This is a genomic window from Reyranella soli, from assembly GCF_007992495.1.
GTDB classification, from domain to species: domain Bacteria; phylum Pseudomonadota; class Alphaproteobacteria; order Reyranellales; family Reyranellaceae; genus Reyranella; species Reyranella soli.
Genome location: NZ_BKAJ01000078.1, coordinates 19,411 through 41,672, shown reverse-complemented (window position 1 = coordinate 41,672; position 22,262 = coordinate 19,411). Strand labels below are relative to the sequence as shown.

25 protein-coding genes are annotated in these 22,262 nt (G+C 65.7%); 16 read left to right on the top strand and 9 right to left on the bottom strand.

All coding sequences use genetic code 11. The features are described from left to right. The first annotated feature begins 56 nt into the window (after positions 1 to 56). The 10 genes from RSO01_RS22840 to RSO01_RS47470 all read left to right on the top strand — a co-directional run bounded on the left by RSO01_RS22840 (position 57) and on the right by RSO01_RS47470 (position 11,244). The gene (locus RSO01_RS22840; RefSeq protein WP_147151772.1) at positions 57 to 1,463 is read left to right on the top strand and encodes a M23 family metallopeptidase; all 1,407 of its coding nucleotides are present in this window, start codon (positions 57 to 59) and stop codon (positions 1,461 to 1,463) included. Between the two features lie 141 nt (positions 1,464 to 1,604). Continuing rightward, positions 1,605 to 2,630, top strand: coding sequence for an amino acid ABC transporter substrate-binding protein (locus tag RSO01_RS22835; protein WP_147151771.1), 1,026 nt, complete (start codon positions 1,605 to 1,607; stop codon positions 2,628 to 2,630). A gap of 140 nt (positions 2,631 to 2,770) precedes the next feature. Next, positions 2,771 to 3,799, top strand: coding sequence for an amino acid ABC transporter substrate-binding protein (locus tag RSO01_RS22830; RefSeq protein ID WP_147151770.1), 1,029 nt, complete (start codon positions 2,771 to 2,773; stop codon positions 3,797 to 3,799). Positions 3,800 to 4,071: 272 nt separating this feature from the next. Next, on the top strand, positions 4,072 to 5,103 hold the full coding sequence (locus tag RSO01_RS22825; protein ID WP_147151769.1) for an amino acid ABC transporter substrate-binding protein: 1,032 nt from the start codon (positions 4,072 to 4,074) through the stop codon (positions 5,101 to 5,103). Between the two features lie 407 nt (positions 5,104 to 5,510). Further along, on the top strand, positions 5,511 to 6,548 hold the full coding sequence (locus RSO01_RS22820) for an amino acid ABC transporter substrate-binding protein (RefSeq protein ID WP_147151768.1): 1,038 nt from the start codon (positions 5,511 to 5,513) through the stop codon (positions 6,546 to 6,548). 158 nt (positions 6,549 to 6,706) lie between these two features. Next, positions 6,707 to 7,897 carry an amino acid ABC transporter permease gene (locus RSO01_RS22815; RefSeq protein ID WP_147151767.1) on the top strand — a complete coding sequence of 397 codons (1,191 nt, stop codon included), beginning with the start codon at positions 6,707 to 6,709 and terminating at the stop codon, positions 7,895 to 7,897. Between the two features lie 3 nt (positions 7,898 to 7,900). Further along, complete coding sequence (locus RSO01_RS22810) at positions 7,901 to 9,181, top strand: amino acid ABC transporter permease (protein WP_246158676.1); 1,281 nt, start codon at positions 7,901 to 7,903, stop codon at positions 9,179 to 9,181. Between the two features lie 20 nt (positions 9,182 to 9,201). Next, on the top strand, positions 9,202 to 9,972 hold the full coding sequence (locus RSO01_RS22805) for an amino acid ABC transporter ATP-binding protein (protein WP_147151766.1): 771 nt from the start codon (positions 9,202 to 9,204) through the stop codon (positions 9,970 to 9,972). Between the two features lie 52 nt (positions 9,973 to 10,024). Beyond that, the gene (rfbB, locus tag RSO01_RS22800) at positions 10,025 to 11,077 is read left to right on the top strand and encodes a dTDP-glucose 4,6-dehydratase (protein WP_147151765.1); all 1,053 of its coding nucleotides are present in this window, start codon (positions 10,025 to 10,027) and stop codon (positions 11,075 to 11,077) included. An 11-nt stretch (positions 11,078 to 11,088) separates the two neighbouring features. Then, complete coding sequence (locus RSO01_RS47470) at positions 11,089 to 11,244, top strand: hypothetical protein (protein ID WP_170303284.1); 156 nt, start codon at positions 11,089 to 11,091, stop codon at positions 11,242 to 11,244. Here RSO01_RS47470 and RSO01_RS22795 read toward each other — a convergent pair. Further along, positions 11,225 to 12,073 carry an LLM class F420-dependent oxidoreductase gene (locus RSO01_RS22795; protein ID WP_147151764.1) on the bottom strand — a complete coding sequence of 283 codons (849 nt, stop codon included), beginning with the start codon at positions 12,071 to 12,073 and terminating at the stop codon, positions 11,225 to 11,227. The genes RSO01_RS47470 and RSO01_RS22795 overlap by 20 nt on opposite strands. A 122-nt stretch (positions 12,074 to 12,195) precedes the next feature. On the opposite strand from RSO01_RS22795, the gene RSO01_RS22790 reads away from it, so the two are divergent. After that, positions 12,196 to 12,483 carry a hypothetical protein gene (locus tag RSO01_RS22790; protein ID WP_147151763.1) on the top strand — a complete coding sequence of 96 codons (288 nt, stop codon included), beginning with the start codon at positions 12,196 to 12,198 and terminating at the stop codon, positions 12,481 to 12,483. Between the two features lies 1 nt (position 12,484). On the opposite strand, the gene RSO01_RS22785 is transcribed toward RSO01_RS22790, so the two are convergent. From RSO01_RS22785 to RSO01_RS22765, 5 genes are read right to left on the bottom strand one after another with little or no spacing between them, the layout of a single operon-like run. Beyond that, positions 12,485 to 13,585, bottom strand: a complete 1,101-nt coding sequence (locus RSO01_RS22785; RefSeq protein WP_147151762.1) for a DegT/DnrJ/EryC1/StrS family aminotransferase — start codon at positions 13,583 to 13,585, stop codon at positions 12,485 to 12,487. Next, positions 13,582 to 14,022, bottom strand: coding sequence for a sugar 3,4-ketoisomerase (locus RSO01_RS22780; RefSeq protein ID WP_170303283.1), 441 nt, complete (start codon positions 14,020 to 14,022; stop codon positions 13,582 to 13,584). Before RSO01_RS22780 ends, RSO01_RS22785 begins: the two co-directional genes overlap by 4 nt. Then, a complete protein-coding gene (locus RSO01_RS22775; RefSeq protein ID WP_147151760.1) occupies positions 14,022 to 14,936 on the bottom strand; it encodes a DMT family transporter in 915 nt (304 codons plus the stop codon). The genes RSO01_RS22780 and RSO01_RS22775 overlap by 1 nt, the downstream gene beginning before the upstream one ends. Then, on the bottom strand, positions 14,936 to 15,298 hold the full coding sequence (locus RSO01_RS22770; RefSeq protein WP_147151759.1) for a dihydroneopterin aldolase: 363 nt from the start codon (positions 15,296 to 15,298) through the stop codon (positions 14,936 to 14,938). The genes RSO01_RS22775 and RSO01_RS22770 overlap by 1 nt, the downstream gene beginning before the upstream one ends. A 1-nt stretch (position 15,299) precedes the next feature. After that, complete coding sequence (locus RSO01_RS22765; RefSeq protein WP_147151758.1) at positions 15,300 to 16,061, bottom strand: SDR family oxidoreductase; 762 nt, start codon at positions 16,059 to 16,061, stop codon at positions 15,300 to 15,302. Positions 16,062 to 16,187: 126 nt separating this feature from the next. Here RSO01_RS22765 and RSO01_RS22760 point away from each other — a divergent pair, with 126 nt between their 5' ends. The 5 genes from RSO01_RS22760 (at position 16,188) to RSO01_RS22740 (ending at position 20,612) form a co-directional block, all read left to right on the top strand. Continuing rightward, positions 16,188 to 17,306: an NAD(P)/FAD-dependent oxidoreductase gene (locus tag RSO01_RS22760; RefSeq protein WP_147151757.1), complete on the top strand. Its 1,119-nt coding sequence runs from the start codon at positions 16,188 to 16,190 to the stop codon at positions 17,304 to 17,306. Beyond that, entirely contained in the window at positions 17,303 to 18,133 is an 831-nt protein-coding gene (locus RSO01_RS22755; RefSeq protein ID WP_147151756.1) for an alpha/beta hydrolase, read from the top strand. The genes RSO01_RS22760 and RSO01_RS22755 overlap by 4 nt, the downstream gene beginning before the upstream one ends. A gap of 72 nt (positions 18,134 to 18,205) precedes the next feature. After that, positions 18,206 to 19,039, top strand: coding sequence for an alpha/beta hydrolase (locus RSO01_RS22750; RefSeq protein ID WP_147151755.1), 834 nt, complete (start codon positions 18,206 to 18,208; stop codon positions 19,037 to 19,039). A gap of 72 nt (positions 19,040 to 19,111) precedes the next feature. Then, positions 19,112 to 19,543, top strand: coding sequence for an OsmC family protein (locus RSO01_RS22745; protein ID WP_147151754.1), 432 nt, complete (start codon positions 19,112 to 19,114; stop codon positions 19,541 to 19,543). A 94-nt stretch (positions 19,544 to 19,637) separates the two neighbouring features. Continuing rightward, positions 19,638 to 20,612 carry an NAD(P)H-dependent flavin oxidoreductase gene (locus RSO01_RS22740; RefSeq protein ID WP_147151753.1) on the top strand — a complete coding sequence of 325 codons (975 nt, stop codon included), beginning with the start codon at positions 19,638 to 19,640 and terminating at the stop codon, positions 20,610 to 20,612. A gap of 21 nt (positions 20,613 to 20,633) precedes the next feature. On the opposite strand, the gene RSO01_RS22735 is transcribed toward RSO01_RS22740, so the two are convergent. The 3 genes from RSO01_RS22735 to RSO01_RS22725 are packed head-to-tail and all read right to left on the bottom strand — an operon-like array spanning position 20,634 to position 22,228. Then, positions 20,634 to 21,023, bottom strand: a complete 390-nt coding sequence (locus RSO01_RS22735) for a hypothetical protein (protein ID WP_147151752.1) — start codon at positions 21,021 to 21,023, stop codon at positions 20,634 to 20,636. Between the two features lie 3 nt (positions 21,024 to 21,026). Next, on the bottom strand, positions 21,027 to 21,422 hold the full coding sequence (locus tag RSO01_RS22730) for a hypothetical protein (RefSeq protein WP_147151751.1): 396 nt from the start codon (positions 21,420 to 21,422) through the stop codon (positions 21,027 to 21,029). Positions 21,423 to 21,478: 56 nt separating this feature from the next. Further along, entirely contained in the window at positions 21,479 to 22,228 is a 750-nt protein-coding gene (locus RSO01_RS22725) for a glutathione S-transferase family protein (RefSeq protein WP_147151750.1), read from the bottom strand. Between the last annotated feature and the right edge of the window lie 34 nt (positions 22,229 to 22,262).

The window sequence follows — 22,262 nt, the reverse complement described above, 5'->3', positions numbered from 1 at the left end:
TTCGCTGTTGGCCTCGGAGAGATAGTACTGCGTTTCAATGGACCGGGAGAAGGCTGATGGCGTTCAAGACGACGCGAGATCAACGCGCCCAGCGTTGGCGAATCGTCCCAAGCCTAATCATCGCTACCTTCGTTTTTTCCGCTTCTCAGTTCGTCTGTGCCTCCGGGTCCATCGCCCAGATCAAGGCGCCCAATAAGAACCATCTCAAGGCCCCGTCCAAGGCGGCGGCCGCTCCCTCCGAAGACATCCAGCCTTTCGCCATCAGTGCAAATGGCCAGGTGACCGAGCAGCTCACCGCCCTGAACATCGACCCGGCCGACGCTCAGGCCGCCAACGACGCCGTCGCCAAGGCCCTCGAGCAGCTCGACCGCAAGACCACCAATTCCGGCCGCGCCGTCCTGGAGCCGCAGGGTGCGGGCAAGCCCAAGCGCCTGGTTGCCCTGCAGCTCTATTCCGCGACCTCGCTGGCCATTGAGCTGCATCGCGGGACCGACGGCACCTACGGCTACAAGCTCGCCCCCAACGCCACCGCGAATGACGACGAACGCGTGTCGAGCGTGCCGAGCACGACCCAAGCCGCCGGTGCGGGCGCCCGCTCGGTCGTGGCCGGTTCGGTCGGCCTCGTGAAGGTGAGCGCCAGCTCCGGACTTGCCAACAGCCTCGCCTCGACCGGCGCCAGCAGCGCCACGCTCAAGGAACTGACCGAGGCGCTGGCCGGCTTCCAGACCGGCGGCACCAAGGTCGAAGTCTGGAAGGGCCGCACCGTCGACGGCGCGCCGCGGCTGCTCGCCGCCGCCATCGGCGAAGGCTCGGCGAAGAAGTCGTTCTGGTGGTTCGCGCCGCCCAACGAGCCCGAAGGCTGGTTCGACGAGAATGGCCGCCGGCTCGGCAACACGGGCCTCACCGAGCCCAGCGGTGGTGCGCGGATCTCCTCGCCGTTCGGCACGCGCCGCTACTACGGCCGCTCGAGCGGCGGCGGCTTCCACAACGGCATCGATTTCGAAGGCAAGACCGGCATGCCGATCTACGCGGCTGCCGACGGCATGATCAATCACCAGGGCTTTTACTTCAACTACGGCCGCACGGTGAAGATCAGCCACGCCGACAACTTCGAGACGCTCTACGCCCACATGTCGCGCTTCGCCGACGGCATGGGCCCGGGCAGCCGTGTCAAAAAAGGCGACTTGATCGGCTATATCGGCTCGACCGGCCGCTCGACCGGCCCGCATCTGCACTTCTCCGTGATCGTGAACGGTCAGTTCGTCGATCCGCAGCCCTATATTTCCGGCAAGGGCTTCAACAGCGTGCTGGCCAACGAGAACCTGGTGGCCTATCGCCAGTGGCAGCAGGACATCCGCAAGGCCGCCGGCGCCAAGGACGACAACAACCGCTTCCGCGGCCTGCAAGGCGCCGAGCCGTGGAGCCACAATCCCTTCTCCTCGAGCAACGTGGATCGCCTGTAATCTGGCGGCCGCAATCGGCCTTAGTTGAACTGGCGTGCGCCGTTGCGCGCGCCGGTTCGATCGCCTAGGAATTGCGCCATCGTCGTCCGCGGCCGGCTGAGGGCTGACAGGACGGCAGAGGCAACCACGAGGGAAGGACAAATGCTCAAGAAATACTTGGCCGCCGGCGTCGTCGCGGCCACGCTGGTTGGCGCCGCGGGTACGGCGTATGCCGGCAAGGATCTCGATACCGTCAAGGCACGCGGATCGCTGATCTGCGGTGTCTCCACCGGTGTGGCAGGCTTCGCCGCCGCCGACACCCAGGGCAAGTGGACGGGTCTCGACGTCGACACCTGCCGCGCCATCGCCGCCGCGATCTTCGGCGATGCCGACAAGGTCAAGTTCGTGCCGACCACCGCCCAGCAGCGCTTCACGGCGCTCCAGTCGGGCGAGGTCGACCTGCTGGTCCGCACCACGACCTGGACGCTGACGCGCGACACCGCGCTCGGCTTCGACTTCACCGGCGTCAACTACTATGACGGCCAGGGCTTCATGGTGAACAAGAAGCTCGGCGTGAAGAGCGCCAAGGAGCTGAACGGCGCCACGGTCTGCGTGCAGCCCGGCACCACCACCGAGCTCAACCTTGCCGACTACTTCCGCGCCAACAAGATGACCTTCAAGCCGGTCGTCATCGAGAAGGTCGAGGAAGTGCGCGCCGCCTTCTTCGCCGGCCGCTGCGACGTGTTCACGACGGACGCCTCGGGCCTCTACTCGACCCGTGCGGCCAACGCGCCGAACCCGGACGACTACATCATCCTGCCGGAGATCATCTCCAAGGAGCCGCTGGGCCCGCTCGTGCGCCATGGCGACAACCAGTTCGCCGACATCGTGCGCTGGGCGCTGTTCGCCCAGATCGAGGCCGAGGAGTACGGCATCACCTCGAAGAACGTCGACGAGATGCTGAAGAGCGACAACCCCAGCATCAAGCGCATCCTCGGCGTCACGCCCGGCATGGGCAAGGCGCTCGGCGTCGACGAGAAGTGGGTCTACAACATCATCAAGCAGGTCGGTAACTACGGCGAGATGTTCGAGCGCAACGTCGGCATGGGCTCGCCGCTCAAGATTGCCCGCGGCCAGAACGCGCTGTGGACCCAGGGCGGCCTGCAGTACGCTCCTCCGATTCGCTGAGGGCGATTCGCTAAGTCACGCATCATCGAACTGAAACAGACCGCCGCCCGCGAGGGCGGCGGTTTTTCATATGGACTGTTGCGTGCCGGATGATCGCCTCTACACTCGCGCCGGGGAGCAGGTGAAACAGAGGGGCTTCAATGCAAAAGTTCATCGCCGCCGCGGCCGGCCTCGCTGGTCTGCTGCTGTCGGGCAACGCCATGGCGGGCAAGGACCTCGATGCCATCAAGGCGCGCGGCTCGCTGAATTGCGGCGTCGGCATCGGCACGGCGGGCTTCATGCTGGCCGACAGCCAGGGCAAGTGGAAAGGCCTATCCGTCGACGTCTGCCGCGCGGTGGCCGCGGCGCTGTTCGGCGATGCCGAGAAGGTCAGGTACGTCCCCCTCACCTCGCAGCAGCGCTTCACCGCCGTGCAGTCGGGCGAAGTAGACATGGTGATGGGCAACGCCACCTACACGCTGACCCGCGACACCGCGCTCGGCCTCGATTTCACCGGCGTCTTCTACTACGACGGCCAGAGCTTCCTGGTGCCCAAGAAGCTCGGTGTGAAGAGCGCCAAGGAGCTGAACGGCGCCACGGTCTGCGTCGCTCCCGGCACCACCACCGAGCTCAACCTCGCGGACTATTTCCGCGCCAACAAGATGACCTTCAAGCCAGTCGTGATCGAGAAGGTCGACGAGATCCGCGCCGCCTTCTTCGCCGGCCGCTGCGACGTCTACACCACCGATGCCTCCAGCCTGGCGGCGACGCGCGCCGCCAACGTGCCGCCGCCGCGGACGTTCGACGACTTCGTGATCCTGCCGGAGATCATCTCCAAGGAGCCGCTGGGTCCTGTGGTCCGCCATGGCGACAACCAGTTCGCCGACATCGTGCGCTGGGCGCTCTATGCCATGCTCGAGGCCGAGGAATACGGCATCGATTCCAGGAACGTCGATGAGATGCTGAAGAGCGACAACCCCGCCATCAAGCGCATCCTCGGCGTCACCCCGGGGATGGGCAAGGCTTTGGGGGTCGACGAGAAGTGGGTCTACTACATCGTCAAGCAGGTCGGTAACTACGGCGAGAGCTTCGACCGCAACATCGGCAAGGACTCGGCCCTCAAGGTCGACCGCGGCCTGAACAAGCTGTGGACCCAGGGCGGCCTGCAGTACGCCCCGCCGATCCGGTAGGGACGGCCTCCCTCATCCATCTCTCTCAATTCTTCACCTCCCCCGTCTTACGGGGGAGGCAGGGAGGGGGAGAGCTCCAAAGGGGTTTTATGAAAGGCGAAGATCATGATCTTCGCCTGGGAGATGTATCGACTGAGGCCTTCCCCCTCCCGGCCTCCCCGTAAGACGGGGGAGGTGAAAGAGGGAGCAACCCGTTCTTCATTTGGCCTGTTGCTTGCAAGTCCCCGAGGGCTGACACTCCTCCTTGGGAGAAAACGCAAAAAGGGGCTTCAATGCGCAATGTACTATTGGCGGCGGCAGCTGGATTTGCCGCGACCGTGTTTTCGACCGGCGCCATGGCCGGCAAGGATCTCGATGCGATCAAGGCTCGCGGTTCGCTGGTGTGCGGCGTCGGCACCGGCACGGCGGGCTTCATGATGCAGGACAGCCAGGGCAAATGGGTCGGCCTCGACGTCGATGTCTGCCGGGCGATCGCAGCGGCGATCTTCGGCGACTCCGAGAAGGTCAAATACGTCGGACTGACGTCGCAGCAGCGCTTCACCGCCCTGCAGTCGGGCGAGGTCGACGTCCTGTCCAACAACACCACCGAGACGCTGACGCGCGACACGGCGCTCGGCCTCGATTTCACCGCGGTCACCTACTATGACGGCCAGGGCTTCCTGGTGAACAAGAAGCTCGGCGTGAAGAGCGCCAAGGAGCTGAACGGCGCCACCGTCTGCGTGGCCCCCGGCACCACTACCGAGCTCAACCTCGCCGACTACTTCCGCGCCAACAAGATGACCTTCAAGCCGGTGGTCATCGAGAAGGTCGAGGAAGTGCGCGCTGCCTTCTTCTCGGGCCGTTGCGACGTCTACACCAACGATTCCTCGAGCCTCTACGCGACCCGCGCCGCCAACGTCCCGGCACCGGCCAAGCCAGAGGACTTCATCGTGCTGCCGGAGATCATCTCCAAGGAGCCGCTGGCGCCGGCCGTCCGGCATGGCGACAACCAGTTCGCCGACATCGTGCGCTGGACGCAGTACGCCATGATCGAGGCCGAGGAGTACGGCATCGATTCCAAGAATGTCGACGAGATGCTGAAGAGCGAGAACCCCAGCATCAAGCGCATCCTTGGCGTCACCCCGGGAATGGGCAAGGCGCTCGGCGTCGACGAGAAGTGGGTCTACAACATCATCAAGCAGGTCGGTAACTACGGCGAGAGCTTCGAGCGCAATGTCGGCCAGGGCTCCATCCTCAAGATCGACCGTGGCCTGAACAATCTGTGGACGAAGGGCGGCCTGCAGTACGCGCCTCCGATTCGGTAGAAAAACTGTCATCCCGAGCGCGTGGCAGGGGACGGTCATGCGCAGGATCATGCCGGCCGCGGCGATCGCATTCGCCGCGGGATCCACGGCATAGGTAGTCTTGCCGGACCGCGGGCCTCCAGGCCCGCTCATACTCTGTCGTCCTGAGCGTAGCGAAGGGCCTCATCGCCGCTTGCAAACGGCATGAGATCCTTCGCTACGCTCAGGATGACGGGAGGCGGGCCTGGAGGCCCGCGGTCCGGCAAGACCATAGCGCCCTCCGGCATCTGAGCTTACACTCGCCAAGGTTGCATATACGTCCCTTGTGCCATCCCTGACGATGTGCCACCCTACGTAGCAAGGAGAGTTTGTCCATCCCGCGGCCCGGTCGCCGCCGGTGTATGCGGGCCACATTCGGAGTGGGCCGAATGGTGCAGCCGACCTCTTGGGTTCGGCCGCTGACGACTGCGGCTGGACTGGCGATCGTCCTGGTCGCGTCGGTTGCCGACGCTGGACCGGTGCTCGACGCCGTCCGCGCCCGCGGACACCTCGTATGCGGGGTCGACGCGGGCGTTCTCGGTTTCATGCAGCTCGACAATCAGGGCCGATGGTCGGGCCTGGCCGTCGATGTTTGCCGCGCCGTGTCAGCCGCAACCTTCGGCGATGCCGCCAAGGTAAAGTACGTTCCCCTGACACCGTTGTTCCATCTACCCGCCTTGCAAGCGGGCGACGTCGACGTGCTGGCGGCCAACTCGACCTACACGCTGACCTATGCTGCCGCGCTGGGTGTGAGTTTCGCCGGCATCTACTACTACGACGGCCAGGGAATCGTCGTGCCGCGCAAGCTCCGTGTCCGGCATGCCAGGCAGCTGGGGGGCGCCGCGATCTGCGTGCAGCGGGGCAGCTCGGTCGAGAGCTCGTTTTCCGAATACTTCGCCGCCGCCCGCCTGAAGTTCAGGCAGGTGGCGATCGCCAGGGCCGGCGAGGCCAGGACCGCCTACCTCGCCGGCCGTTGCGACGCACTGACGGCCGACTTCTCGGCGCTTCACGCCATGCTCGCGACCATCCCCTCGAAAACGGATGACCATGTCATCCTGGCCCAGGCGCTTTCCAAGTCGCCGCTCAGCGCCGTGGTCCGTCACGGCGACGATGCCTTCGCCAACATCGTGCGCTGGGCGCTGCATGGGATGATCGCCGCCGAAGAGTACGGCGTCACGTCGGGCAATATTGATCGGATGCTGATGAGCAACGACCCGGCCATGATGCGCGCGCTGGGCGTCACACCGGGCATCGGGGTGGCACTCGGCCTGCCGGACACCTGGTTCTACAACGTCGTCAAGCAGGTGGGAAACTACGGCGAAAGCTACGACAGGAACCTGGGCAGCGGCTCGCCGCTTGGGATTCCTCGCAGCCTCAACGCACAATGGACGAAGGGCGGCATCCTCTACGCACCGCCGATTCGCTGAAAAATCGGCCGCTCTGGCCAGCAAGAATCAGACCGCGACAGGACTGCTGACGTTCCCCCGTTTGGCTGGTTGCAAGTGCGAAATTCCCTCTTACACTGCGGCTAAGATCATTCGTCGAAGGCCACGGAGCAACCGCGGCCGGCAGGGGGAAAGAGCGGATGGCAGTCGAGGCATTGAGCTCCGCGCCGCGCGTGAAAGTGGCGCCGTGGAACGACCCCGTCATCCGCGGCTGGGTCTTCCAGATCGTCGTGGTCGGCCTGGTCGGCCTGCTCGCCTGGTACCTCGTTTCAAACACCATCGACAATCTGGAGCGGCAGAAGATCGCCAGCGGCTTCCACTACTTGGACCGCGAGGCGGGCTTCGAGATCGGCGACACGATGATCGCCTACTCGCCGGCCAGCACTTATGCCCGCGCCATCTGGGTCGGCCTGCTGAACACGCTGAAGGTCTCCGTACTGGGCGTCATCATGGCGACCTTCCTCGGCACGGCGATCGGTGTCGGCAAGCTGTCGAACAACTGGCTGCTCGCCAAGATCTGCGAATGGTACGTCGAGGCTTTCCGCAACGTGCCGCTGCTGCTCTGGCTGTTCCTGTTCTACAAGCTGATCAGCGAGGCATTTCCGGGGCCGCGACAGGCGATCGGCGCGTTCTGGAATACCGTCTACCTGTCCAACCGCGGTCTCTACTTCCCGGTGCCGGTTGCCGATCCGATCTACAAATGGATGGGTGTCGCGCTGCTGGTCGGCATCGCCGGCGCGTGGGGGCTACAACGCTGGGCGAAGAAACGCCAGGAGCTGACCGGCCAGCCCTTCCCGTCGATCTCAGCAGGCTTCGGCGTGGCGATCGGCCTGCCGTTCATCGTGTGGCTGCTAGGTGGCGCGCCGCATCACATGAGCTGGCCGGAGCTCAAGGGCTTCAACTTCGACGGCGGCACTGTCATCCAGCCGGAGTTCACCGCGCTCCTGCTCGGCCTGGTGCTCTACACCTCGGCCTTCGTCGCCGAGATCGTCCGCTCGGGCATCCTGGCGCTGCACAAGGGCCAGAGCGAGGCCGCCGCCGCGCTTGGTCTCAGCCGCGGCCAGGCGATGCGGCTGGTGCTGCTGCCGCAGGCGCTGCGCGTGATCGTGCCGCCGATGACCAGCCAGTATCTCAACATCACCAAGAACAGCTCGCTGGCCATCGCCATCGGCTACCCCGACCTGGTGGCCTCGATCAACGTCACCATCAACCAGACCGGCCAGGCGATCGAGAACGTGTTGATCATCATGGCGGCCTACCTGTCGGTCAGCCTGTCGATCTCGGCCTTCATGAACTGGTACAACAAACGCATCGCCCTGAGGGAGCGCTGAGCCATGACCGACATGCCTGTCGGCGAGCGCAAGCAACTCGCCCCTCCGGTAGATGACAGCGGCCCCTTCGGCTGGGCCCGCAAGCATCTATTCTCGAGCTGGGGCAACGCCATCACCACGGTGGTGCTGATCGTGGCCATGGCCTGGATCCTGTCGTGGTTCCTGGAATGGGCGGTGTTCACCGCCAATTTCACGGCCTCGACCGGCTCAGAGTGCCGTGGCGGGGGCGCCTGCTGGGCGCTGATCCGAGAGAAGTGGCGATTGATCTTCTTCGGCACCTTCCCCTTCGACCAGCAATGGCGGCCCTTCTTCGCCGTCGTGATCATGCTGGCGATGCTGGTCACCACCTCTGACCGGCGCATGTGGAAGCCATGGCGGTTGCTGGCGATCTGGAGCATCGGCTCGTTCTTCACTTTCCTGCTGATGTTCGGTCAGCTCCACATCCCGCTCAGCTTGTTCCTGGCCATTGCGTTGGCGATCGGCGGCGTCGGCATGGGCTTCCGCAAGGGCATCGCCCAGGCCGGCGAGATGAACCTCTATCGCGCGCTCGCCGCCGTCGGCCTGGCCGGACTGGTGCTGCTCGTCGTCGGTGTCCTGCCGAACTGGAAGCTGCCGATCGCGCCCTTCAGCTACGTCGAGACCGGCCTGTGGGGCGGCATCCCAGTGACGCTGATCCTCGCCACCTACGGGCTGCTGTTCGCCTTCCCCTACGGCATCCTGCTGGCGCTGGGGCGGCGCTCCAACCTGCCGCTGATCAAGGGCCTGTGCGTGGGCTTCATCGAGCTGATCCGCGGCGTGCCGCTGATCAGCCTATTGATCATGGCTTCGGTCATGCTGCCGCTGTTCCTGCCGACCGGCGTCACCTTCGACAAGTTCCTGCGCGCCCAGGTCGCCGTCATCCTGTTCGCCGGCGCCTACATCGCCGAGATCATCCGCGGCGGCCTGCAGTCCCTGCCCAAGGGCCAGTTCGAGGCGGCCGACGCGATGGGCCTGAACTATGTGCAGAAGACCGCTCTGATCATCCTGCCGCAGGCGCTGCGCGTGGTGATCCCGCCCTTGATCAACACCTTCATCGGCTTCTTCAAGGACACCTCGCTGGTGCTGATCATCGGCATCTTCGACTTCCTCAACACCGCCAACCAGGCGCTGGTCGATCCCGCCTGGGCCGGCTATCCCGGCGAGGTCTATCTCTTCGCCGCCTTCGTCTACTTCTGCTTCTGCTATTCGATGTCGCGGTACTCCAAGTACCTCGAGGTCGAGCTCAACAAGGGAACCCGCCGCTAGGCGGCCGAGGAGATCAGATCATGGCCGCTACCGCGCGCGACCTCAGCAACGCACCGTCGGTGATCACGCTCCGCGGGGTCAACAAGTGGTTCGGGCAATTCCACGTGCTCTCCGACATCAACCTCGACGTCAAGGAAGGCGAGAAGATCGTGGTCTGCGGGCCCTCCGGCTCGGGCAAGTCGACCCTGATCCGCTGCATCAACCGCCTCGAGGAGCATCAGGCCGGCGACCTCGTGGTGCACGGCGTGCCGCTCACCAACGACGTCAAGAACATCGAGATGATCCGCCGCGAAGTCGGCATGGTATTCCAGTCGTTCAACCTCTTCCCGCACCTCACCATCCTCGACAACCTGACCTTGGCGCCGATCTGGGTGAAGAAGATGCCCAAGAAGGACGCCGAGGAGATCGCCATGAACCTGCTGAAGCGGGTGCGCATCCCCGAGCAGGCGCTGAAGTATCCCGGCCAGCTCTCGGGCGGCCAGCAGCAACGCGTGGCGATCGCCCGGGCCCTCTGCATGCGGCCCAAGATCATGCTGTTCGATGAGCCGACCTCGGCGCTCGACCCCGAGATGGTGAAGGAAGTGCTCGACGTCATGGTCGAGCTCGCCCGCGAGGGCATGACCATGCTGGTCGTGACCCACGAGATGGGCTTCGCCCGCGCCGTGGCCGACCGCGTGATCTTCATGGACCGAGGCGAGATCGTCGAGCAGAACGAGCCCGAGGAATTCTTCGCCAACCCGCGGAACGAGCGCACCAAGCTCTTCCTCGGCCAGATCCTGCGGCATGGCTGAACCGAACGGCGGCGCCTTGGCGCCGCCTTGATCGCGGTCTAGTCACTCGGGCATGAAGATCCTGGTCACCGGCGGCGCGGGGTTCATCGGCTCGGCCGTCGTGCGCCACATCATCCGCGACACCGACTGGACGGTGGCCAACGTCGACAAGCTCACCTACGCGGGCAACCTCGAATCATTGGCCGAAGCACGCGACAGCAATCGGCACACCCATTTCAAGGTCGATATCGTCGATCGCGCCGCAGTCGACAGCGTCTTCGCGACATTCCAACCTGACGCCGTGCTGCATCTCGCGGCGGAAAGCCACGTCGACCGCTCGATCGACGGCGCCGCCCCCTTCATCGCCACCAATGTTGGCGGCACCTATACCCTGCTCGAGGCCGCGCTGGTCTACTGGCGCAAGCTCGACGCCGACGCCCGCGGGCGCTTCCGCTTCCAGCACATCTCGACCGATGAGGTGTTCGGCTCGCTGGGACCTACCGGCAAGTTCAGCGAGACCACGCCCTATGCGCCGAACTCGCCCTATGCCGCCAGCAAGGCTGCGTCCGACCATCTGGTGCGCGCCTGGCACCACACGCATGGCCTGCCGACGCTCGCCACCAACTGCTCCAACAACTATGGGCCCTATCATTTTCCCGAGAAGCTGATCCCGCTCGTCATCATCCGCGCGTTGCGCGGCCAGAAGCTGCCGGTCTACGGCAAGGGCGAGAACGTGCGCGACTGGCTGCATGTCGAGGACCATGCCGAGGCGCTGATCCTGGTGCTGCGCCAGGGCCGGCCCGGCGAGACCTACAACGTGGGCGGCGACAGCGAGCGCAAGAACATCGACGTCGTCCTCGGCATTTGCCGCCTGCTCGACGAGATGGTGCCCGGGAGCCCGCATGTCCCGCACGAGAGGCTGATCGAGTTCGTCACCGACCGCCCGGGCCACGATGCCCGCTACGCCATCGACGCCTCGAAGATCCGCCGCGAGCTCGGGTGGCGGCCGCGCCACAGCTTCGAGGACGGGCTGCGCCAGACCGTTCGCTGGTACCTCGACCACAAGGGCTGGTGGGAACGGGTCATGAGCGGGGCATATCGCGGGGAACGACTCGGGCTTGGATGAGTTGAATCGCCATGAGGTACATCGCGCTTTTTATCGCGGTTGCCCTGCTCATCGGCTGCGACCGCGACCCCTATATCGCCCGCAAGGGCGGCTACATGCCGGGCGAGCCGTACCACCACAACAGCGGCATCTATCCGGGCATGACGTTCAACCAAGCCGGCGCTTGAGCTCCGCCCACTGGTCGAGGATGGGCATGTTCTCGTCTTCCTTCTCGGCCGGCAGCGAGAAGACGACCCGGTCGATGCCGAGCTCGCGATAGCGTTTCAGGCGCTCGAGATCGGGCGGCACGCGGAAGGTGCTGATCGACAGGCTCGCTGGATCGCGGCCGGCCTCCTTGGCCATGGCGCGAAACTTGTCGAGCACCTCTATGCCGTCGCGGTCGAGCCAGTCGTCGCGCGGGATCCAGCCGTCGCCATAACGCACGGCACGCCGCGCCGCAAAGGGGAAGGCGCCACCGACGATGATCGGCGGGTGCGGCTTCTGGAACGGCTTGGGCCACTGCTTCATCTTGTCGAAGTTCACGAACTCGCCGTGGTATTCGGGCTCCTCCTCCGCCCAGATCGCCTTCATCGCCTCGACGCGCTCGCGCGCGAGCTTGTGGCGGCTGGCGAAGGCCGTGCCGTGGTTCTCGATCTCGTCCTGGTTCCAGCCGTTGCCGACACCGAACAGGAAGCGCCCACGGGAGAGCTGGTCGATGGAGGAGACCATCTTGGCGGTGACGATGGGATCGCGCTGGGTGACGAGTGCGATGCCGGTGCCGACTTTCAACTTGCTGGTGACGGTCGCGGCCGTGTTGAGCGCCAGGAACGGGTCCATCAGCTCGTAGTAGGCCTGCACGAGGCCGCCCGCGGCTGGATAGTCCGACTTGCGCGATGAGGGGATGTGCGTGTGCTCGGGAACCCACAGCGATTCGAAGCCGCGTTCCTCCATGGCGCGCGCCAACGGCGCGGGTTGCATGGAACCCGTGGTGAAGAACATGACAGCGCCGATTTTCATGGCTCGATTCGCTCCGCCTCACATGACGATGGCCGCATTGTGGCGATTTTCACCATTTTGGGAACCGTCGAGCGGCAAGCGGGTTGACGTGGCAATCGAACAATTCGAATGAGGAGATCGCCATGAAGTCCGCCAGCTCGATCGTCGTCCTTACCGCACTTGCCGCCTCGGTGGCCGCCTGCTCGGTACAGGAGCGCACCTACTACCCGCGGCAGCAGTATGCCTACGCGCCGGGTACCACGACCTACTACGGCGCGCCGGGCGCCACCGTTGTCACCACCACGCCGGCGCCCACCTACTACACCTACGACCAGCCGAGCTTCCAGAAGTCGAACGTGTACTCGTCGAAGTGGGACTACTACCGCAACTACCAGGGCATCCACGACGGTCCCGAGCGGACCGGCTGGTAGTTCAGCCTAACGTCGCCCGAAGGACGGCCGCGACCTCGTCGACGGCCGTCTCGGGCATGTGCGCCCCCATCGGCAGGCTGAGCACCGTCTCGGCGAGCTTCTCGGCAAGGGGAAACGATCCCTTGCCGAGGCCGAGATCGGCGTAGGCGGCCTGAAGATGAGGCGGAATCGGATAGTGGATCAGCGAGCCGATGCCTGCCTTGTCCAGCGCCTCCATCAGCTCGGCGCGGCGCTCCGCGCGCACGACATAGAGATGCCACACCGGCTCGGCCCATTGTGGCGCGCGCGGCAGGCCGAGGCCGGGAATGCCCGCTAGCTTGTCATTGTAGCGTGCCGCGAGGCGACGGCGGTGCTCGTTCCACGCATCGAGTCTTGGCAACTTCACGCGCAGCAAGGCAGCCTGCATCTCGTCGAGGCGTGAGTTGAAGCCGCGCTCGAGGTTCACGTACTTCACCTTGCTGCCGTAGTTGCGCAACACGCGCAGCCGGTCGGCGAGCTTCGCATCGTCGGTCGTGACGGCGCCGGCATCGCCGAAGGCACCGAAATTCTTGGTCGGGAAGAAGCTGTGGGCGCCGGCGTCACCCAGCGCACCGGCGCGCCGACCGCGCACCTTGGCGCCCTGCGCCTGCGCCACGTCCTCGACCACCTTGAGCCCATGCTTGCGCGCCAGCGTCATGATGGCGTCCATGTCGGCGGGCTCGCCGTAGAGATGGACCGGCATGATCGCCTTGGTGCGCGAGGTGACGGCGGCGGCGATGCGCTCGGGATCGATGTTGGGCCCGTTGGGCGTCGGCTCGACCGGCACGACCTTGGCGCCGACCGCCGTGATCGCCAGCCAGGTGGCGATGTAGGTGTTCGACGGCACGATCACCTCGTCGCCGGCGCCGAGGTCCCAGCCGCGCAGCACCAGCTCCAGCGCCTCCAGCCCGTTGCCCAGGCCGACGCAGTGCCTGGTGCCGCAGAAGGCGGCGTACTCGGCCTCGAAGGCCTCGACCTCCTTGCCGAGCACGAACCAGCCCGATTCCATGACACGCGCGAAGGCCGCGTCGAGCTCGGGCTTCAGCTCGGCATAGACCGCTTTCATGTCGAGGAAGGGGATCATGGCCGGCCCCCTGCGTCCTGGAGGGCCACCTCGCGCTTGAAGACGTCGTAGTCGCGCAGGTACTCGGCGTCCTCGTAGTAGGTCGAGGCGATCACCATGATGGCCGCTCCTTCGGCAAAATCCGTGAGCTCGTGCCACACCCAGGTGCCGACGAAAAGGGCGCGCGCCGGATCGTCCAGGCTGACTGTCTCCTTGGTCCGGCCGTCGTCGAGATGGACGCGGCAGCCACCATGCAGGGGCACGAACACCAGCTCCGACTCGCGATGGCCGTGACGGCCGCGCCATTGGCCCGGCGCGATGTGGTGCAGCCAGAACAGCCGCTTGGGATGGAACGGCAGATCGCGGCCGGCTTCGAAGAAATTGATGCGGCCGCGTTCGTCGACGGCGCCTCGCACATCGATCCAGCGGCAATTCCTTGTCTTCAGTCCAGCGGTCATCAGCGAGCGGTACCCAGTTTGCGCCATTGCATATAGACCACGCCGCTCAGCGCCACGAGGCCGCCCACGATCTGGTAGGCATTGGGCACGAAACCATAAGCCATTGACCATAATACGGCGAAAAACGGCACGAGATTGACCCACAGCGAGGCGACGGCCACGCCCAGCCGGCTGGCGCCGATGTTCCAGAAGTAGCTCCCGAGCGAGCTAGCCAGCAAGGCGATGCCGATGAGCTGCGTCCACGCCCAGCCATCCGTCACCGCCAGCGGCGAGCGCGACCAGCCGAGCGCGATCAACACCACGCTCAGCAGCATCGTCCAGCCGAAGGCTGACAGCGACGCCACGTAGGCGCGATGGAGTTGGCTCGCACGATCGAACCAGACCTGCGCCTTGATGCTGTAGAGCGTCCAGATCGAGTTGGAGAGCAGGACGACGATCTCGCCGCCGCCGAAGGTCATCGGCCCATTGCCGCCGACCAAGGTCGAGGAGACCAGGATTGCCCCGCCCAGCAACGTCAGCGCCAGCGCCACCGGGAAACCGGGATCGAACCTGAGCCCCGTCACCAGCCGCACCGTGACGGCCGACACCAGCGGGCCCGCGACCGCCACCGTGGCGGCGGTGATCGGATTGCTGAACTGCAGGCCGAGCGTATAGACGGCAAAGAAGCCGCCCATCATCAGGCCGAGCAAGGCGAAGCGGCGAAAATCCAGGTCGATGCGCAGGGCTTTCACGCCCTCGACCAGCAGGAGCAGCACGCCCAGCGCCACACCCGCCACCGCGGTACGGATGGCCGACATCGGGATCAGGTCGAAATGCGCCAGCATCACCTTGCTGACGGGCACGTTGGCGCCCCAGCTCGCGCCAACGAAGATCATCGCCGGAAAGGCGACCAGCGTGTGACCGCGATCGGCCATCAGCGGCGGCGCACGGCCTCGTAGCCGACGCGGCAATCCTTGTAGACGTCGGGCTTCTCGGTCGAGACCCGCGCCTCGATCACGCCAGGTTGGGCGAGACACAGGTCGATGATGGCATCGACCAACGTTTCCTGCAGGTTGAAGTGGCGGCTCTTGGCCAGCGCCGTGATGCCGTCATGCACCGTGTCGTAGTTCAAGACGTTGGCGATGCGATCGTTGTGCGCCTTGTCGGCCGGCGCCAGCAGCAGGTCGACGTTGACGACCACCGTCTGCGGCCCCTCCTTCTCGAAATCGTGGATGCCGATCGAGACTTGCAGGCGGAAGTCGCGGATGAAGATGCGGCGAGCGAGGTCGGGGGCCATGTCACGCCTTTCCCTTGCGATCGAAGGCGACGTCGCGCGGCCGCCCTGTCAGATGCTCGCCGCTGTCGACGATCAGCGTGTCACCGGTGAAGGTCGGTGTCTGCAGGATGAAGCGCAAAGCCCGCACCAGGTCCTCGACGGTGACGCCGACGCGCAACGGATTGTCGGCATGCTGCTCGGCGAAGCGCGCATCGGTCTGGCTGCCGCTGCGCAGCGTCAGCCCGGGAGCGATACCGGCCACCCTGAGCCGCGGCGCGAAGGCCTGGGCCAAGAGCTTGGTCAGGCCCTGCAGGCCGACCTTCGACAGCGTGTAGGTCAGGAAATCAGGATTGAGGTTGTAGAGCTTCTGGTCGAGCAGGTTCACGATCACCCCGGTCTGGCCGTCCGGCAGCTGCCGCGCCAGCGCCTGCGAGAGCAGCATGGGCGCCCTGAGGTTGATGGCCATGTGGCGGTCGAAGTCGTCGGCCTTGGCGGTCGGTGCGCGGTCGAGCTTGAACAGCGAGGCGCTGTTGACCAGGCAGGTCAATTGCACGCCCCGCGCACTGCACTTGCCGACCAGCGCCTCGGCCTGACGGGCCGAGGAAAGGTCGGCGCGCACCGCCTTGGCCTTGCCGCCCGCGGCGACGATATCCGCTACCGTCTGGCGAGCCTCGGCAGTCGAGTGATTGTGGTGGACGAACACGAAATAGCCGTCGGCCGCCAGCGCCATCGCCAATGCGCGCCCGACCCGCACGGCCCCTCCCGTTACAAGCGCGCCGTTCATTGCTGGGGGCGCGCGACTCCAGTCGCGCGTCTTTGCCTGACTGGAACGATAATCGCGCCACTGGAGTGGCGCGCCCCCAGCGTACGTCTTGCTAGCTTGACCACGCCAATCTACTAGCATGCGCCCATGACTTCGTCCCCGTATGAAACCGTCGACTGCGTTGTGATCGGCGCAGGTGTCGTCGGCTTGGCCGTCGCCCGCGCCCTTGCCCTTGCCGGCCGTGAGGTCATCGTCGTCGAGGCAGCCGAGGGCATCGGCACCGAGACCAGCTCGCGGAATTCCGAAGTCATCCACGCCGGCATCTACTATCGCAAGGGCAGCCTGATGGCGCGCACCTGCGTCGCCGGCCGGCGCCTGCTCTATGCCTATTGCAAGGAGCACGGCGTACCGCACCAGAATTGCGGCAAGCTGATCGTCGCCACCAACGAGGCCGAGAGCGAGAAGCTCACCGAGATCAAAGGCCGCGCCGAAGCTAACGGCGTCGAGGGCATGCGCCTGCTGAGCGCCGCCGAGGCGATGGCGATGGAGCCCAACCTGCAATGCACCGCGGCGCTGCTGTCGCCCAGCACCGGCATCATCGACAGCCACTCCTACATGCTGGCGCTGCAGGGTGACGCCGAGTCCTGCGGCGCCATGTACGCCTTCCACAGCCCCGTCGAGACCGCGTGCGTCGCCAATGCCGGCATCGACCTCGAGGTCGGCGGCGCCGAGCCCATGAAGCTGCGCTGCCGGCTGGTCGTGAACTCTGCCGGTCTGCATGCACCGACCTTGGCGAAAAAAATCGTCGGCCTGCCATCCGACCGCGTGCCCCAGGCGTATTACGCCAAAGGAAACTACTTCACCTTGACCGGACGCTCGCCCTTCTCGCGCCTGATCTACCCCGTCCCCGTGCCGGGCGGGCTGGGCGTGCACATCACCGTCGACATGGGCGGGCAGGCCAAGTTCGGCCCCGACGTCGAATGGATCGACGGCATCGACTACACGGTCGACCCGCACCGCGCCGACAGGTTCTATGCCGCCGTGCGCCGCTATTGGCCCGGCCTCAAGGACGGCGCACTGCAGCCGGGCTATGCCGGCATCCGGCCCAAGACCGTGCCACAGGGCGCGCCCGCCCAGGATTTCGTCATCCAGGGACCGGTCGATCATGGCGTGCCCGGGCTCATAAACCTGTTCGGCATCGAATCGCCGGGCCTTACCGCCTCGCTGGCGCTGGCCGAGCAGGTGCGCGACATCGCGTCTACATGACCGTGGCCCGGCGAGGTCTTCTTGCCGGCCTCGCGGGTCTGCTCGGCGGCTGCTCGCCAGCGACGCTGCTCAACGTCACTGTCTCGCGCCAGGGCTTTACGCGCGAAGCCGACATCGCCTACGGAAACGATCCACGCCAGAAGCTCGATCTCTACCGACCCGACAAGCCGCCTGCCGACCGCAAGACGGTGATCTTCTTCTATGGGGGCTCTTGGGACTCCGGCAGCAAAGGCGACTACCTGTTCGTCGCCCAGGCGCTTGCATCGAACGGCTACACCGTCGTCATTCCCGATTATCGGCTCTATCCCGCGGTGCGCTTTCCCGCCTTCGTCGATGATGGCGCACGGGCCGTGCGCTGGACCGCCGATCGCGTCGGCACCGACAAGATCTTCGTGATGGGTCACTCGGCCGGCGCCCATATCGCGCTCATGCTCGCGGCCAATACATCCTATCTTGGCGCCGCCGGTGTCGATCGCACGAAACTCTGCGGCGCGATCGGCCTCTCCGGTCCTTACGACTTCCTGCCGTTGAAGTCGGCGAAGCTGATCGAGATCTTCGGTGGGGCGAACAATCCCGAGATCGAGGCCATCACCTTCGCCAAGGCGCCATTGCCGCCGGCCCTCCTGATCCACGGCACGGCCGACACGATCGTCTATCCGCGCAACAGCACGAACCTCGCCGCCGCCTGGCGCGCGGCCGGAGCATCCGTGGACTTGAAGCTTTATCCCGACGTCGGCCATGTTGACGTCGTCGCCGCCCTGTCGGGCCTGCTGAGCGGCCGGGCATCGACGCGCGCCGACGTTGTGGACTGGCTCGGCGCGCATTGAGCCGGGACGTCCACAAAATCGCCGGAATGCCGACGGACGGTCTGGCCACGGCAGGAGCACTGGAAGCATGACATGATCGGGCGTCGCGGAGCCGTCATCGGCGGTCTGGCAGCGCTGACGGGCGGCTGCTCGCCGGCCGCCGCCGTTCTCAATGCCACGGTGCCGCGCACCGGCTACCTACTCGAGGCCGACCTGCCCTATGGTCCGTTGCCGCGCCAGAGATTGGACTTTTACGCGCCGGTTGCGCCGCGTAGCGACGGCAAGACGGTGGTGTTCTTCTACGGCGGCGCCTGGCGGCAGGGCGACAAGGCGGACTACCTGTTTCTGGGCCAGGCGTTGGCCTCGCGCGGCGTCGGTGTCGTGGTTGCCGACTACCGGCTGTTCCCTGACGTTCGTTATCCGGCCTTCATCCAGGATGGAGCACTGGCCGTCAGTTGGTCGGCACGGCGCTTCGGCAGCGAGAAGCTCTTTCTGATGGGTCACTCGGCCGGCGCCTACATCGCCAGCATGCTGGCTGCCAACACCATCTACCTGCGCGCCGTTGCAGTTGATCGCCTGAAGCTCGGCGGCCTGATCGGCATCTCCGGTCCCTATGACTTTCAGCCGCGCAATTACAGCTGGCTGCGCGACGTCTTCGACAGCGCCGACAATGCGGCGATCCAACCGATCAGCCATGCCAGGGCGCCGCTGCCGCCGGCGCTGCTGCTGCATGGTACCGACGATCACCTGGTGACGCCACGCAACAGCGAGCGGCTGGCCGCCGCCTGGCAGGCTGCCCGCGCACCCATTGCGCTCAGGCTCTATGAGAAAGTCGATCATTTCACCATCGTCGGCGCCTTCGCCGACGTCCTGCAGGCCCGGGCGCCAACGCGCGCCGACGTGCTGGCCTGGCTCGACGCGCGCTGACCATACCTTCGTCTGACTGACACGCTGGCGTGCGATGCCTAGTCTCAGGCATCCAACCGACGAGGGACGACCATGAAGATCAATCGCAGTGCATCTGCCGCTTGGGCCGGCGGCCTCAAGGACGGCAAGGGCTCGATCACGACCGAGAGCGGCGCGCTCAGCGCCTATCCCTACGGCTTCGCCTCTCGCTTCGAGGGCAAGAAAGGCACCAATCCCGAGGAGCTGCTGGGCGCCGCCCATGCCGGCTGCTTCACCATGGCGCTGTCGCTGATCCTGGGCGAGGCCAAGTTCACCGCCGAGCAGATGGACACATCGGCCAAGGTCACGCTCGAGCAGGTCGACGGCGGCTTCGCCATCACCGCCGTTCATCTCACCCTCCAGGCGAAGATTCCCGGCATCGACCAGGCGACGTTCGAAGAGCTGACCGCCAAGGCCAAGGCGGGCTGCCCGGTGTCCAAGGTGCTCAAGGCCAACATCACGCTGGATGCGTCGCTCGTCTCATAGACCGCTGAGCGGAAGGCCGTTCCGGGGCTAGTGCGCGCCGGCGAGGTTCGCTAATGCTGGCCGCAACAGGAATCCCGTGGGGAGAGACGGCCAGATGATCAAGACGCGCTTCACTGAGATGTTCGGCATCAAGCACCCGGTCGTGCAGGGCGGCATGCAATGGGTCGGCCGCGCCGAACTCGCCTCGGCGGTGTCCAATGCCGGCGGTCTCGGCATCCTGACCGGCCTCACCCAGCCGACGCCGGATGATCTGCGCAAGGAGATCAAGCGCTGCCGCGACATGACCGACCAACCGTTCGGCGTGAACCTCACGATCCTGCCGACCCTGGTGCCGCGGCCCTACGGCGAATACATCGACGCCATCGTCGAATCGGGCGTCAAGATCGTCGAGACCGCGGGCAACAATCCCAAGCCGTTCCTGCCCAAGCTCAAGGATGCCGGCATCAAGGTGATCCATAAGTGCACCTCGGTGCGCCACGGCATCTCCGCCGAGAAGGCGGGCGTCGATGCGATCTCGATGGACGGCTTCGAATGCGCCGGCCATCCCGGCGAGGACGACGTCCCCAACCTGGTGCTGCTGCCGGCAGCGGCCAACGTCATCAAGATTCCGATGCTGGCTTCGGGCGGCTTCGGCGATGCGCGCGGGCTCGTGGCGGCGCTGGCGCTGGGCTGCGAGGGCATCAACATGGGCACGCGCTTCATGGCCACGAAGGAAGCGCCCATCCACGACAACGTGAAGGCTGCCCTGGTCTCGAGCGACGAGCGCTCGACATCGCTGATCTTCCGCACCATGCGCAATACCAGCCGCGTCTACGGCAACTCGGTGGCCAAGAAGGCGATCGAGATGGAGCACGAGGGCAAGACCATCCAGGAGATCGGCCCCATCGTCGCCGGCACGCGCGGCAAGGTGGTCTACGAGACCGGCGACCTCGAGCACGGTATCTGGTCGGCCGGCACGGTGATGGGCCTGATCCAGGACATCCCGACCTGCAAGGAGCTGGTCGAACGCATCGTCAGCGAGGCCGAGGAGATGATCCGCGGCCGGCTTGCCCGGGCGGTCGCCGCCTGAGGCAGGACCACGTGATGGGCCTCAGGCCACGATGGCCCTACGCCGCCACCAGCGGACGGCAAGACCGATCAGCGGTGACGGCAGGCAGGCCGCCACCACGAGCGGCCCCGCGTCGGACAGCATGCAATTCCAGCCGGTGCGCTGGCCGACCAGGCAGTCGTACTGGTCGACCGAGAAGGCGATGGCCGACAGCATCAGCGGATTGACGAACGTCGCTACAAGCCAGAGCTTCCAGCCGGCGGCTTCAAAGCCCGGCCGCCACCAACAGATCAGCGAGCCAATCGCGGCGTTGGCCCCGAGCACGCTGCTGAACACCACGACCGCCTTCAGGTCGAGCGTGGCGCCGCTCACCAAGCCGACAACGAAGGCGCCGATCACATGGCCGTACACGAAAGGATGGATTCGCCGCATGCGTCAAACGCCGCGCGGGTGACGGCGCTGCTTCCACCAGCGCCACAGCCAGCCGCCGAACGGAGGCACGAGGCAGGCGCCGGCGACAATGATGGCGATGGCGGCCCCCAGGCAGTCCCAGCCTCGCTTGTTGCCGAGCACGCAGTCGGCATCGACGGCGATGAAGCCCAGCGCCACCAGCATCAACGGATTGGCAAGGATGGCGACGGGGATCAGTTGCCAGGCCGGCGCGTCGAGGCCTGGCTTCCACCAGCAGAAGGTCGAGCTGATGACCGCCCCGGCCGCCAACATGATGGCGCCCATGATGGCCGCCTGCACATCGAGTGTGGCGCCGACACCGGCACCCACGATCAGCGCGGCGGCAAGATGGCCCCAGACAAAGGGGTGGATGCGTTTCACGAGTGCTTTCTATCTTGCCGGACCGCGGGCCTCCAGGCCCGCGGCCCGGCAAGAGACTAGACAGGCATGATGCCTCGGCGAGGGGCGGGACCGGCATAGGTTTCAGCGCTGACAGGAGCGCCCATCGCCTTGAGCGCATTGCGCTGCTCGGCGATCGGCACGCGCAGCACTGCGTCCTCGATCTTCGCCAGCTTGGCGAGCGGCGGTGAGGCGAGCACGCGGGCGATCCAGGCGGCCGTCTTGGGCCAGCGGCCGGCATCGATCTGGAAGCGCACCCAGCCGGCATTGCGGAAGAATGCAGCGATGGTGATGTCGGCAACGGACAGGGTGCTGCCGAAGCGGAAGCCGTCAGCCGGCGCCTCACCTTCCAGATAGTCGAGCACCGTCGGGATCTCTTCCTTCAGTGTGCGATCCACCATCTCGCGGTCGCCCTTCTCGCCCCACACCGACGGCCGGATGGCGATCTGGTTGAAGAACCGCCAGATGAAGACGTCGCCCATGCGGGTGTCGGCGAACTCTTCCAGCCAGCGCGCGCGGGCGCGATCGGCGATGTCCTTTGGCAGCAGCGCGGGATCGGGCTGCTTGTCCTCGAGGTACTGGCAGATCGCCGAGGAGTCCGACAGCACGAGATCGCCGTCGACCATCACCGGAATGCGCCGCAGCGGGCTCAGCCTGGAGAACCGGTCGTCGCCGAAGAACGGCACGATGTGGTCGACCTCGTAGGCCATGCCCTTTACCTCCAGGCAGGCCAGGACCTTGCGGACATAAGGCGACAGGTAGCTGCCGACGATCAGGATTGGCTTCATGGCACTTTCCATGCATCTACATTCTATGTATATA

What these genes read in the sequence shown, in the direction of transcription:
- rfbB (WP_147151765.1), top strand. Translation starts at nt 10,025, where the DNA reads ATGAAGATCCTGGTCACCGGCGGCGCGGGGTTCATCGGCTCGGCCGTC.
- RSO01_RS22795 (WP_147151764.1), bottom strand. Translation starts at nt 12,073, where the DNA reads ATGAAAATCGGCGCTGTCATGTTCTTCACCACGGGTTCCATGCAACCC.
- RSO01_RS22725 (WP_147151750.1), bottom strand. Translation starts at nt 22,228, where the DNA reads ATGAAGCCAATCCTGATCGTCGGCAGCTACCTGTCGCCTTATGTCCGC.
- RSO01_RS22820 (WP_147151768.1), top strand. Translation starts at nt 5,511, where the DNA reads ATGGTGCAGCCGACCTCTTGGGTTCGGCCGCTGACGACTGCGGCTGGA.
- RSO01_RS22770 (WP_147151759.1), bottom strand. Translation starts at nt 15,298, where the DNA reads ATGGCCCCCGACCTCGCTCGCCGCATCTTCATCCGCGACTTCCGCCTG.
- RSO01_RS22760 (WP_147151757.1), top strand. Translation starts at nt 16,188, where the DNA reads ATGACTTCGTCCCCGTATGAAACCGTCGACTGCGTTGTGATCGGCGCA.
- RSO01_RS22785 (WP_147151762.1), bottom strand. Translation starts at nt 13,585, where the DNA reads ATGATCCCCTTCCTCGACATGAAAGCGGTCTATGCCGAGCTGAAGCCC.
- RSO01_RS22745 (WP_147151754.1), top strand. Translation starts at nt 19,112, where the DNA reads ATGAAGATCAATCGCAGTGCATCTGCCGCTTGGGCCGGCGGCCTCAAG.
- RSO01_RS22750 (WP_147151755.1), top strand. Translation starts at nt 18,206, where the DNA reads ATGATCGGGCGTCGCGGAGCCGTCATCGGCGGTCTGGCAGCGCTGACG.
- RSO01_RS22810 (WP_246158676.1), top strand. Translation starts at nt 7,901, where the DNA reads ATGACCGACATGCCTGTCGGCGAGCGCAAGCAACTCGCCCCTCCGGTA.
- RSO01_RS22765 (WP_147151758.1), bottom strand. Translation starts at nt 16,061, where the DNA reads ATGAACGGCGCGCTTGTAACGGGAGGGGCCGTGCGGGTCGGGCGCGCA.
- RSO01_RS22775 (WP_147151760.1), bottom strand. Translation starts at nt 14,936, where the DNA reads ATGGCCGATCGCGGTCACACGCTGGTCGCCTTTCCGGCGATGATCTTC.
- RSO01_RS22780 (WP_170303283.1), bottom strand. Translation starts at nt 14,022, where the DNA reads ATGACCGCTGGACTGAAGACAAGGAATTGCCGCTGGATCGATGTGCGA.
- RSO01_RS22830 (WP_147151770.1), top strand. Translation starts at nt 2,771, where the DNA reads ATGCAAAAGTTCATCGCCGCCGCGGCCGGCCTCGCTGGTCTGCTGCTG.
- RSO01_RS22825 (WP_147151769.1), top strand. Translation starts at nt 4,072, where the DNA reads ATGCGCAATGTACTATTGGCGGCGGCAGCTGGATTTGCCGCGACCGTG.
- RSO01_RS47470 (WP_170303284.1), top strand. Translation starts at nt 11,089, where the DNA reads ATGAGGTACATCGCGCTTTTTATCGCGGTTGCCCTGCTCATCGGCTGC.
- RSO01_RS22740 (WP_147151753.1), top strand. Translation starts at nt 19,638, where the DNA reads ATGATCAAGACGCGCTTCACTGAGATGTTCGGCATCAAGCACCCGGTC.
- RSO01_RS22790 (WP_147151763.1), top strand. Translation starts at nt 12,196, where the DNA reads ATGAAGTCCGCCAGCTCGATCGTCGTCCTTACCGCACTTGCCGCCTCG.
- RSO01_RS22805 (WP_147151766.1), top strand. Translation starts at nt 9,202, where the DNA reads ATGGCCGCTACCGCGCGCGACCTCAGCAACGCACCGTCGGTGATCACG.
- RSO01_RS22840 (WP_147151772.1), top strand. Translation starts at nt 57, where the DNA reads ATGGCGTTCAAGACGACGCGAGATCAACGCGCCCAGCGTTGGCGAATC.
- RSO01_RS22835 (WP_147151771.1), top strand. Translation starts at nt 1,605, where the DNA reads ATGCTCAAGAAATACTTGGCCGCCGGCGTCGTCGCGGCCACGCTGGTT.
- RSO01_RS22755 (WP_147151756.1), top strand. Translation starts at nt 17,303, where the DNA reads ATGACCGTGGCCCGGCGAGGTCTTCTTGCCGGCCTCGCGGGTCTGCTC.
- RSO01_RS22815 (WP_147151767.1), top strand. Translation starts at nt 6,707, where the DNA reads ATGGCAGTCGAGGCATTGAGCTCCGCGCCGCGCGTGAAAGTGGCGCCG.
- RSO01_RS22735 (WP_147151752.1), bottom strand. Translation starts at nt 21,023, where the DNA reads ATGCGGCGAATCCATCCTTTCGTGTACGGCCATGTGATCGGCGCCTTC.